Below are 11,729 nucleotides of genomic sequence, written 5' to 3' on the forward strand. Positions count from 1 at the left end.
TTCTTAAGAGTCACCTACCTTTTCAAAATAGGCTTGAAGCACTTCATAAGATTTTTTAGTTCTTTCCTGATAGTGAATATCCATATTTTTTAGACGTATATAGCTGGGAGAAGTCACTTTCGTTATTTGCCCATCGCTCTCTGCTACAACCTGTACCCCGATTTGATCTATTGCTGCTTTGGCATTGATTCCATCCTTATAAAAATCTCCTAAGGCTGTCCCGCCAATCGGGTCAATTACATTCATTAACAGCCACGGAATTCGGATTTCAATCACACCATCTTTTACATAAAAATCAGCAAGTGAATTATACTCGGTAGAATGATAATCGGAGTTTCCAAATACAAGTGTGCCTGTTTCCATATATTTCGGCGGTACTTTCTCCATGGTTCCATCATTCTGGAATACATTCCGTGTTAATAGATAAATGGGATCAAATATATCTGTATTTTCCGCAGGAATCGTCGTCATTTTATCCACGAGATTAGAGTAATACTTATAACGAAAATCAAAAATATTGTACCGAGAATGAACCTGAATATCGGAATCGTTTTTCCCTTGTATTCTTGCCACGAAATCAGCATTCATATCAAACATCCCATTATATCCTTCATAGTTCACAGTTCCCATCGATGGGTTAACATCAATAGCTATGCGCAGATGATCCTTCGTAAAATGAAAGTTGTCCTTTTGAAGCATCAGATATAAATAGCTGGAGTCATATTTGGCGTACAACTGTCCATTTTCATTATCGTATAGTAAATCTTCTTCCTTCCAATCCGTGGTGACCCCATCCACTTTAACCGCCTGCTCATCGCTTGGAACAAACTGCAGAATGCCAAAATGTTGTTCACTCGATTGCACGTCTAACCAATTTTCTGTATTCTCTATGTTTTTGATATGACGTGTATTCCAGGTTCTGCTTCGCTCCCACTCATCCTGCCAATGATATACAATGGCCCCTGCATATTGATTTTGGTAAATATCATCAAGCAACTCTGTGAGATACTTCCCCTGTTCCTCTTCGGTCATTCCTCCGCGGCTGTAATGACTAACTTCATCTTCTTTGGACATGGCTCTTGAAGTAGATAATCCAATACTCGTAATTACAATCGGTTTCTGATGAATGCTCTTTAATTGCTGTAAATAACCTTCAAAGGACCCTTCTAGCTCTGAAGGAAGCGAATTTTCTGAGTTCACATTTAGAAAATCAGTATCGTTTGGTGATGCCTGATAACTAGCAAAAATTCCGGTGTAGAGATCATTCGTCACCTTGATTTTCTCAATATTTAATTCCGTATTACGAAACACGCTGGATTGTGCCGAATGTACAATAGGATCAAGCTCGGTGGTATTTAAAAAGGATACTAATCGCTGCTGATTATATTTTTCCGTCTCATATTGGATCGTATAATCTAGAGCCTCAGCCATTATATATTCAAACCCATTTAGAGAATCGGCCGTAACATAACTCCCCGTATAAGTTGAATGCTCTTGATCTTTTTTGTTCATAATTTTAACTAACGTAGGGTCCCACGAGTTACCAATAACGTAGCCTAATACATAAGGAGAAACATCATTCGCATACCATTTACTTGAGAAAATCTCTTTATTCCACATCATTTTTCTGCCATGGATAACATCAATGGTATTCTTAATATTAGTTTGCAAGTGTTTCGTTAATTCTTCACTTGTTTGTTTATATTCACCATCAATGAATTCTTCATCGATAGGGATATCATGGATGATATAGATAGGATTCTGATTATTCTTATTAAACTCGTAAACTGCATTATACAAAGCGGGTGACTGAATAGAAGGAATTCGAATCGTGTTGACATTCATCTTGCTGATTTGATCTAGCCAAGCACTCATTTTCTCTTCCAGTTCGTCGGAACTTAGTTGCTCTTTATTAGGTAGACTTTCACTTAGAGATATCCCTTTTATTACAAAGGGACTCCACTTTTCACCATCATAATATTCAATCTGATCTTCACTGACTCTAACTGCATAATGAACCCCATTTTGTTCAGTCGAGTTCTTAAAAGCACTCTTTTTAAAAGGCAAACCACCTAGAAAAAACAAATATATCAATAACATGATGATTAGTATCATGCTAGAGACAATTAGCATAAATTTACGCAAGTTACATCAATCCCTTACAAAGCACTCTCGTTCATTCTGTATAAGATAGCTGTATTTTGATCAAGCCAGCTTGCCCGTTTCGCAATATAGTCTTTCATTTGTTGAATTTCCTTTTCATACTCTTCCACTTGGGAAGAACCATTCCATTTCACATGGTTTCGCTGGATCGCATCTCCCAGTTCTTCAACCGCACGATCGATCAGATCATATAAGTATTCTTCTGATAATACATTCTTCCGAAGGAACTGATATCTTTCTATATACGTATCAACAAAATAAGGATCCTTAAAGAGCTGATCAAACCAAGTGGTGTTGAACATTCTATATCCTTCTGCACTAGAATATGGGGAATTCTCAGGTAAACCGAGAATCAAATCAAAATCCCAAACCGGTCCTGCATGTAGACGACCACCTATATCTCTGTAGAAATAGGTACTGACATCGCCACCATCCACATTATTAAAAAAGTCATTAATGATCGCATAATCAACAAAGGATTTCACATCAATGTATTTTCGATATCCGCTTCTTTTGTTGGTAAAGTCACGAGAATATAAGGTCAATTCAAAATCATTAATATAGTCATCTATGATTTGTCTTTGGTTATCTGTAATTCGTGCCTTGCTAGGATACACATACGTAAGTCTACTTCTTTTCTTGACCGTACCATCTGCACTTACAATTTGGTCTGTTAAGACACTGCTCCATAAGCTGTCTAATACAGGCTCTCCTACTTTAATCTTGTCCCTAGCAATGATAAAGCTCGTGTCTGTGTAACGCTCATCGGTTTTTGTTATATTCACCCGGTCAGAACTGCGTGTAATTTTCTCCATGATCATATATACACCGCGGTAGCTTACATCGTTGATCTCATTTGTCTGATCATCAAGGATATACACTTCAACAAACCGAGTTTCAGGTGCAAATGCCATGATTTCACCCGAAACTTGGTAAGCTAAATGATTTCGAATGAGAGAACTGTCTGCGGAAACCCCATTTAATACCCACTCATTGTCTTTGGGCATATTTAATAGGGATACATCTTTCTCTCCCCCGGTCTCATTCATAAATTTTAGAGAGAACTGTTTTTTTGGATTAACACGTGAAGATTGTCCTCTAATACCAATCTCCACCTTTTCTTTAATTGCTGGTTTTGTTTGCGGATCCATACAGGTGGTTCCATCAGAATTAACATCATATAGAGAGAAATCTACCGTATACCTATCCGTCTTTTCATTGACTGATAAATCAGAGATGGTTTCAATATTTTGACCATCGGTATCAATAATAACAACCGGTAAGTTGTGATCTCCTTCACATGAATATAAATCATCAGGATTTGAGGTTGCCTGTTTCTCGGAATTTTTGTTTCCAGAAGTGTAGGTGAGGCGAGGAATTGCAACAATAAAACTAGCAATCAATAATATGATCATTATGAACAACAACGTTTTCTTTCCATTATTCCTTTTGTTCATATGTCATACACCTATTCAAGTGTTTCCCCATTTTGAGAAACGACGTTAATGGACATAACACCTTTAATCTTTTTCATATTTTCATATTCTTTTGTTGAAGCATTGCCTTTTAGCTTGATTTGATAAACAAGTTCAACAAATTGATCATTTACCGTCTCTGAACGTAATTTATAACCTCTGCACACTTTAAACATATGCGCTCTTATATCTTCTAACGATTGGTCTATATTTTCAGAGCGGATAATAATTAAATAACGTTCGTCACTTCCAATACCATAGTTAAAAACAAAGCAGACTAAGGAAATGACAATCGTTCCGATAATCGTAATCGCCAAACTGCCTGAACCTGCTCCTAATCCGATAGCAATGGTCCAGAAGATATACGCTGTATCACGTGGATCTTTAACCGCCGTACGAAAACGAACAATAGAAAGAGCCCCGACCATCCCTAATGACAGGGCGATATTCCCGCCAATAATACTCATAATTACGGTAGTGATTAAGGTTAACATAATGAGAGAAATATTAAATTTCTTACTATACAGAATGCTTCCATATGTGAACCGATATGTAATAAATACGATTAAACTCAGTGCTAACGCGACTAACGTATTCCCGAGCAGCTGGGTAGTCGTAACATCAGCGGTACTACCATACAAAAGTTCATATAAAGCCTCTTTCATCCATCACAACTCCAAATCATAAAAATTAATTAACTTTAGACCGGTGTAAACTACCAATCCTTTATAACTAGTAGTTAAGATAGCATCATCAATAAATGTCGTCAAGAATAGAGAATGGAAATGAAAACCGCTGTATAATTCGATGTAAAATATACACAAAAATACGGCTGATATCCTTATATCAGCTGTATTTTTAGTGGTTGCAACTACGATGAAAGCAACGACAGGAATTATGAAATTAATTTTTGCCGAAGTCTATATAAAACGGAAGAAAAAACATAAAAAACGAATCTACTTCAGTGCCTGTCATTCATTTAACCGTTTTAATAAAATCATAGAACACTAGCACCAAACAAACACTAAAGGATACTTGTAGATACAAATGAAAATGAGCCCGGTATCATTACCGAACTCATTTCATGAAACTGTCTGACTCATATTTAATTTATCTAGTTAAAGACACTTCACAGTTGAAAACAGCCTCTTAAGGCTTAAGGCTTCGACACCGATACAAGGAGCTCGTTATCACCAGAGATTACTGTCACTTCTGGCGGTAGAACCAGGTCTTTCACGAAGAGCGTTTCCCCAATTTCCATCGCGCTGATGTCCAGCTCAACTATAGACGGCAGGTCTTTCGGCAGTGCCTCCACTTCGACATATGGGTCTTGGATTTGCACAACTCCTCCCCACTTCGCTCCGGCAGGGGTACCTACGATCTTGACCGCAAGCTTTGTCCGAATGATCTCATCAGTTTGCACAAGCTGAAAATCGACATGCAAAGGTTGGCGGGTTACTGGGTTCCGCTGAAGATCTTCTAACAGAACGATAAACGAATGATCGCCTTCGATCTTCAGTTCAATAAAGCCAGAAGCCCCCTTCTTTATCCACTTTTCAAATTGTTTGGTGCAAATATGAATAATTTGATTGTCTGCATTTTTCCCGAATACAACCGCTGGTAAACGCCCCTCCTGACGTAAATTTCGAAGTCCAGAAGGATTGAGTTGCGAACGTCTTTCGGTATGAATGTATGTAGCCATGCTCTACCTCTCCTTTTCATTGAGTGATCTTAGCGCACATGATTAGCAGCCGTCGAACCGCCCCTGAGCGGGGACCAATAGAGAAACACAGCATCACAACCTCCATCCTTTTTCGGGTAGATCATAATACATTAATGTGAAAAACCCATAAATATAGACGAAAGCACTCCTCTCGGGATGAGTGGAATGCCTATGGGTTTCATCAACCATACCATATGTTGTTATTTATGTCGATGAATCACTGTTATGTGAATAGGATAATCTTTATTTCTATGCGGATAATCGTAAAGGTGGAAAAAAGATAAGACCCAGATCTCAAAGTCATTGGAGTCAGAGTCTTATCCCGTTTGCACAAATAGTAGGGATTATTGAACCTCTTTAAACGTACTAGCAGCATTAATGAACATATCGCGTTTTTCATCCATCTGATTTTGAAGAGTCCAGAATAACAGTTGAGTAAAGTTACCTTCGGTTTCAACAAGTGTGATCAGGTAACTAATTTTAATTTTGTCGATTTCCCCACTTAGCTCGTATTGTACAGCTGGCTGTCCATTGACCTCCATTTCCTTGGGGTCTGTTAGTGTGGCATTCAATAATGTTTGTGACATGGAGTCAGTAACCGCTGTAGAATAATCAGTCAATGTGAAGTTATCGGCAAAAGTATCCTTACTCTCACGGAGAACCATCATATATTCTTCTTGCTGCATACGTGAAGCTTGAATGTCAGCATCAGGAGACAACTCCATTTCGTAGGACATAGTAGCAGGAATCGTAATCTCTGCCTTCTTGTCATCGCTCGTCAATGTGGTCAATTCTGTATTCTGATCATCTTTGTTGTTAGGATCTGTAGATTCGGGGGGCGAAGTAGATGTAGAAGCTGGAGTTGTTGGTGTTTCCTTTATTACCTTAAATGATTCAATCGCTTGTAAAAGCTCTTCTTTGTTAGCTTCAAATTTAGATTGTGTAGACCATGTAATAATCTGATAGAAGGAGCCGCCCTTTTCGAGTAAAGCTACTAGATAATGCACTTTCACCTTCTGCGCCTCACCGGTAATTTCAAATAGTTGAGCTTCAGTAGAGTCCACATTTATTGTTTTGTTGTTAGATTCCTCCGCATTTGTTATAGACAAGTCAATATTACTCATAAATATAGCTTTGAAATCGTCTAATGTCGCACCGTCCGCCATATTCGATTTTAGAAGAGAATTTACTATTGCATACTTTTCATTTTTTCTTTCGGAAACTGCCAAAATAGCCTGTTCATTAAGAGGCGGATCCTCTACCCAACCCTTATTCACAGTTAACTCGACCTGCCCGTCTTTAGAAGTAAATGTTTTCTCCTCTTTGTCATCACCGGATGTGTCATTTGCGTTGTTACTTGAACTACAAGCCGAAATAAAAAGAACAGATATCAGCAAAATAATAAGTACCTTGCCGGTACTTCGCTTACTTTGTTTTCTCAATTTGTTCTCTCCTCTTCCTTATGTATAATACGTTACTCTTAAACCTCTTACTAATGAATGAATCAGAAATTTCGTTTTTTAGTGGAAATATGTAATAACTGGGTTCGCTATAGCGCTGAACTGCACATCTATCTGGAATTTGTGCATGCGTTCGAGAACAATACAGCAGAACCCAATCAAGCTCTTTTAATTACGGATCGTGGGTTAGACTAGACATTATATTACCTGGGGCACGTATTTATACAACATAAATACTGTGATTCATTCAGATGCGGATCGCTGCGGCGTAACCGTCTTCTGATATCGATCAGCAAGATCAGAAGTTGCAGTCAGCTCTAGTTGTCCCAGCAAGACCTTGCTATCCTGCCCCGCATAGATCTTCCGGTGCTCCGTGATGTCAGTAGAGTTTTGTTGTTTTGTTATTTTCTAAGTAGAAATTCCGATCGATGTATTTTCATATTCTGCATGATGTAATGCTTTGAGAATAAAATGTGCGACGTCAGCACGCGGTATGGACCTTGCGTTCTTGGGTACACTTGTCGTAGATTCTCTATACCTCCCGGAAAGGGGACGATTGGTTAAGCCCAAAGGTCTAACAATGGTGTAGTTCAGTCCATGTGCCTCAATATCATCCGTAGCAGCCCTGTGATCTGCTAGAGTATTTTTAAGCATTCTCATGATCAGTTTCCCGCTTATCCCTGGTAGCTCGTTATGTATTCCTGCAGATGCAGTATAGACGATTCGTTTGACATCATGCTCCTGCATGCCAGCAATAATATTCTTCGTCATCTCCTGGAGATCGGTTGATTTTTTCATCCCTTGATTAGAGCCTAAGCATGACACGACCGCATCATGACCAGCAATTGCTGCTGCGACTTCTGCTTGGTTGAAAGCATCTCCTTTTATAATTTTTAAATTATCGTGTGTAACTTCCAGCTTTGTTGGTGTCCGTACAAATGCTGTTACCTCAAAACCATTCTCTACTGCCTGCTTCACGACAGACTGACCTACACCGCCCGTTGCTCCGAAAACAATAATTTTCATAGCACCTCACCTTTCTTTCCGATCATTTTCATCTTCTTGATGATATCCTATTAATCATAGAAACGTTACTATTACTCGACAAGCGAAGTCTCTAATTCTTTTTGATCATTCGTTTGCTAAGTTGCTCTCGTCGCTTAACTACTGCCGTGAACCCAAGAATGTCAGGTCCTTGGTTAGTGTCTCGATTTGGTTTATAGAATAGATCCAATCTATATCTTCGATTCGTCTCTTCGCGTTATCGCTCTTTATTGTATTTAAATCAGAACCGCCATCCAATAACCGGAAGAGCGGTTTTTTATATTCTACTTCTCCTGCTCTTTTATCACCTGCTCAATCCCAAGCAGAATCAGCTTCAATCCAAATTCAAATGCACGATCCGTTCCCATCAGCTTGAAAAGCCCATTTCTGAACATGCTCCGAAAAAGTCCAGCTTCCGCTTCACTCATGGAGTCCAGAAGGCGGTTCATCTCCTCACCCGGAAGTGACTTCTGTTCCTTAAGGATAGCGGCGACATTACGCTCATGCTGGTAACCGTCCAGAACGAAGTAGTAAACATAGTTCGCAAGCGTAGTAACCACCTGTATTTTCTGCTCTTGTTCAAGCGGTGTCGATTCCACGCAAAGCAGCATACGGTTGGTGTAACGAATGATGTCCGGTTCATGAGGCAGTGTCATCATCATAAGCTGCGTAGAGCAGGGATAGCGGCTAAGCACGCTCCGTACTGTTACTGCAAGCACAGTCAGCTGTTCCTTCCAATCCCCTTCAGAGTCAAACTCCTCCAGAATTATTTTAGATACCTGGTTAGCTAAACGCTGGTAGAGGTCCTGTTTGCCCTTGAAATACCAGTACAGAGAGGGAGCCTGAATCCCTAGCCTGTCAGCTAATCGTCTCATGCTGAATTTCTCAATTCCCTCCTCTCCTAGAAGCTCCCATGAAGCTTCCAAAATCTTATCTTCCGAAATTTGAGGTTGCTGCTTTTTTCTCATAGATATCCGCCCTTTTATCTAACAGTGTAAGTTTATGCTTTACAGATTCATAAGATCATGATAACATCTAACACTGTTAGACTCAAACTAACACCGTTAGATAATTATGAAAAAGAAAGAAGTGATCCGCATGGATGCAGAAAACCTCCATTATTTCGAGAAAGCGCCAGTCGCTAAAGCCGTAGCTCACTTTGCAGTACCGATGATGTTAGGCACGTCAATGAGTGTAATATACTCCATCTTGAATGCCTACTTCCTTGGTACGCTCCACAATACTGCCGTGTTAACCGCACTTGCATTAACCTTACCACTATTTGCGATCATTATGGCGCTGGGCAACCTGATTGGAGTGGGCAGCGGTACGTTCATCTCCCGTTTGCTAGGAGAGAAAAAATATGATGATGTAAAATATGTATCTTCATTCGCTTTTTACAGCAGCTTAGTGCTCGGTCTGATCATGATGGCTGCCGGCCTACCATTAATTGATTCCATCGTTCAAGGGTTAGGGGCAACGTCTGAATCCTTCGGATTTACGAAAGACTATGTGACGGTTATGCTTCTCGGCTCACCATTCGTCGTATTATTCTTCACACTAGAAAATATCGTACGCTCAGAAGGGGCAGCGATCACATCAATGATTGGTATGATTCTTAGCGTTGTCATAAATATTATCCTCGATGCAATGGTTGTTTTTGTCTTCCATTGGGGCGTAATTGGTGTTGCATCCGCTACGGTCGTCTCCAACTTGGTTGCGAGTGTATTCTACGCCTTCCATATGGGATACAAAAGTCAATTCCTAACCGTATCCGCAAAATGGTTCAAGGCTACTAAGGACATTCTAGGCAATGTTTTCAAAATTGGTACTCCTGTCTTTATTATGAGTATCTTCATGGGCGCAATGTCGCTCATCTTTAACCATTTTCTTGTCGAATATGGCGATCTAGCCGTAGCCGCTTACGGAATTTCATCTCGTTTATTGCAATTGCCTGAGTTTATACTGATGGGATTATGCGAGGGAGTCGTGCCGCTTATTGCTTTCTCTTTTACAGCGAATAAATTACGAATGAAGCAGACGATTGGATTCACCGTTAAAGCGATTTTAGTGTTAGCGGTCGTGTTCGGCATCTTCGTCTATTTCATCTCCGATAACCTGATTGGTTTATTTACGAATGACCCGCAATTAGTTGAAATGGGCAGCTACATTCTGCATGTAACATTCTTATCCCTATTCGTTTCAGGAATGACTACGTTATTTATGGGGATCTTCCAGGCAACAGCGCAAGGAACTGCTGCATTTATTATGTCAGTTATTCAAGGAATTACTCTGATTCCTGTGCTCTATATCGCTAATCATATGAATGGCTTTCACGGAGTGGTCTGGTCACTTGTCATTGCGGATACTGTCGCATTCCTTGTTGGTGCCATCATGATGTATGTTTTGCGGAACAAGTTGCAGCCGGATTTGGATAGTTTAGTACAGTAAAAAAACATATAACATGAAAAAAGGCTGGCTCAGGAAATTTCCTGAGCCAGCTATTACGGTACAAAACAGGTAATAAGATTTTATTTCCTCAATACACGTTATGAAGGTGACATTCCCTCTTCCAATTTAGCTCGGACTTCTTCTTTAAAACACAATTCCTTAATTAGTCATTGATACCGGAAATCCTTACTTAGGCCTGATAAGTAAACAAGCATAGATTTAATGAGAGACCTAGTTCCACGATTCATTCCCACTCATTTTTTAGTTTGACGGATTGTAATATGAAGTGCGACACCTAGTTCAAAATTAAAAATGGCCCATGGCCGGATTCGTGTAGAATGGAGTTACCACACAACACCTACAAGGAGAATCCGCCATGAGCTACACACATCTTAGCATAATTGAACGCAGTAAACTAGAAGTATTACATCAACTGGGGCTGTCCGCCCGAGCCATTGCTCGCGAATTGGATCGTCATCATTCCACGATCAGCCGGGAACTGAGGAAAAATCAAAGCCTAAATGGTTATCAAGCGGTAGCATCAGAGCATCGTTATAAGCATCTTCGCCAAGCTCAGAAACCTAGAGAAAAATGGACGGAGACACTCGGAAAAGAAATTGAACAGCGACTTCACGAAACCTGGTCTCCTGAGCAAATCTCTATGCGTTATAGACTGAAAGGAGAGCCCATGGTTTCGTTCAAAACGATCTATCGCTGGCTTTATCAAGGACGTATGATTCGTAACACCGTTCAGCAGTTAAGACACAAAGGAAAAAGACAAAAACCCCAAGAAAAACGAGGTCGCTTCCTCGTAGGCACTTCTATCAAACAACGGCCTAAAGAGATTCGTTCCCGTGAAACCTTTGGACACTGGGAACTGGACACGGTCGTCTCCAGCCGAGGAAAAAGTAAGGCTTGTGTCGCTACATGTATCGAGCGAAAAACAAGGCTATACACTGCTATTAAAATGCCAGATCGCACTTCATTATCAATGGAAATTGCTATTGGTGTAGTTGCTGCACAGTACCCTGCCCAAACCTTCCAGACAGCTACCGTAGACCGTGGTAAAGAGTTCGCGTGCTTTCGTGAATTGGAAGAGTCACACGGTATGACGGTATATTTTGCAGATCCTTATTCCTCATGGCAACGAGGCTCCAATGAGAATGGAAACGGGCTCCTTCGAGAGTTCTTCCCAAAAGGAAAGGACTTTGCAAAGGTGACCGAGGAAGAATTAGAACACGCCCTCCAACTTATTAACAACAGACCAAGGAAATGTTTGGGATGGAAAACTGCTCACGAATCATTTGAAGAAGAAGTGTCGCACTTGGATTGACAATCCGTCGTTTATTTAGTTTTATCAAGATTTTATGTTATCAGTTTTCACAGAATACCCAAAAATTTCACCAATCATGA

9 protein-coding genes are annotated in these 11,729 nt (G+C 40.0%); 2 read left to right on the forward strand and 7 right to left on the reverse strand.

Features of this window, described 5'->3' with window-relative positions; genetic code table 11:
* Positions 1 to 3: 3 nt before the first annotated feature.
* From QPK24_RS23210 to QPK24_RS23240, 7 genes are all read right to left on the reverse strand, one after another.
* Entirely contained in the window at positions 4 to 2,067 is a 2,064-nt protein-coding gene (locus QPK24_RS23210) for a hypothetical protein (protein ID WP_285745144.1), read from the reverse strand.
* A gap of 92 nt (positions 2,068 to 2,159) precedes the next feature.
* Positions 2,160 to 3,620 carry a CotH kinase family protein gene (locus QPK24_RS23215; protein WP_285745146.1) on the reverse strand — a complete coding sequence of 487 codons (1,461 nt, stop codon included), beginning with the start codon at positions 3,618 to 3,620 and terminating at the stop codon, positions 2,160 to 2,162.
* Positions 3,621 to 3,631: 11 nt separating this feature from the next.
* Positions 3,632 to 4,303, reverse strand: a complete 672-nt coding sequence (locus tag QPK24_RS23220; protein WP_285745148.1) for a DUF4956 domain-containing protein — start codon at positions 4,301 to 4,303, stop codon at positions 3,632 to 3,634.
* Positions 4,304 to 4,794: 491 nt separating this feature from the next.
* Positions 4,795 to 5,340 carry a 50S ribosomal protein L25 gene (locus QPK24_RS23225; RefSeq protein ID WP_285745150.1) on the reverse strand — a complete coding sequence of 182 codons (546 nt, stop codon included), beginning with the start codon at positions 5,338 to 5,340 and terminating at the stop codon, positions 4,795 to 4,797.
* A 365-nt stretch (positions 5,341 to 5,705) separates the two neighbouring features.
* The gene (locus tag QPK24_RS23230) at positions 5,706 to 6,803 is read right to left on the reverse strand and encodes a hypothetical protein (protein ID WP_285745151.1); all 1,098 of its coding nucleotides are present in this window, start codon (positions 6,801 to 6,803) and stop codon (positions 5,706 to 5,708) included.
* Between the two features lie 426 nt (positions 6,804 to 7,229).
* The gene (locus tag QPK24_RS23235; protein ID WP_285745152.1) at positions 7,230 to 7,847 is read right to left on the reverse strand and encodes an NAD(P)-dependent oxidoreductase; all 618 of its coding nucleotides are present in this window, start codon (positions 7,845 to 7,847) and stop codon (positions 7,230 to 7,232) included.
* A gap of 302 nt (positions 7,848 to 8,149) precedes the next feature.
* Positions 8,150 to 8,833 (reverse strand): TetR/AcrR family transcriptional regulator, encoded by a 684-nt coding sequence (locus QPK24_RS23240; RefSeq protein WP_285745153.1) that lies wholly within the window; start codon positions 8,831 to 8,833, stop codon positions 8,150 to 8,152.
* A gap of 130 nt (positions 8,834 to 8,963) precedes the next feature.
* Between QPK24_RS23240 and QPK24_RS23245 the strand changes: the two genes are divergently transcribed.
* On the forward strand, positions 8,964 to 10,316 hold the full coding sequence (locus QPK24_RS23245) for an MATE family efflux transporter (RefSeq protein ID WP_285745154.1): 1,353 nt from the start codon (positions 8,964 to 8,966) through the stop codon (positions 10,314 to 10,316).
* Positions 10,317 to 10,692: 376 nt separating this feature from the next.
* Positions 10,693 to 11,649, forward strand: a complete 957-nt coding sequence (locus QPK24_RS23250; protein WP_285741540.1) for an IS30 family transposase — start codon at positions 10,693 to 10,695, stop codon at positions 11,647 to 11,649.
* Positions 11,650 to 11,729: the final 80 nt, after the last annotated feature.

It is taken from the genome of Paenibacillus polygoni, from assembly GCF_030263935.1.
GTDB classification, from domain to species: Bacteria; Bacillota; Bacilli; order Paenibacillales; family Paenibacillaceae; genus Paenibacillus; species Paenibacillus polygoni.

Bases quoted from the DNA above. Each gene is read 5' to 3' on its own strand.
- QPK24_RS23250 (WP_285741540.1), top strand. From the start codon at position 10,693: ATGAGCTACACACATCTTAGCATAATTGAACGCAGTAAACTAGAAGTA.
- QPK24_RS23220 (WP_285745148.1), bottom strand. From the start codon at position 4,303: ATGAAAGAGGCTTTATATGAACTTTTGTATGGTAGTACCGCTGATGTT.
- QPK24_RS23225 (WP_285745150.1), bottom strand. From the start codon at position 5,340: ATGGCTACATACATTCATACCGAAAGACGTTCGCAACTCAATCCTTCT.
- QPK24_RS23215 (WP_285745146.1), bottom strand. From the start codon at position 3,620: ATGAACAAAAGGAATAATGGAAAGAAAACGTTGTTGTTCATAATGATC.
- QPK24_RS23235 (WP_285745152.1), bottom strand. From the start codon at position 7,847: ATGAAAATTATTGTTTTCGGAGCAACGGGCGGTGTAGGTCAGTCTGTC.
- QPK24_RS23245 (WP_285745154.1), top strand. From the start codon at position 8,964: ATGGATGCAGAAAACCTCCATTATTTCGAGAAAGCGCCAGTCGCTAAA.
- QPK24_RS23240 (WP_285745153.1), bottom strand. From the start codon at position 8,833: ATGAGAAAAAAGCAGCAACCTCAAATTTCGGAAGATAAGATTTTGGAA.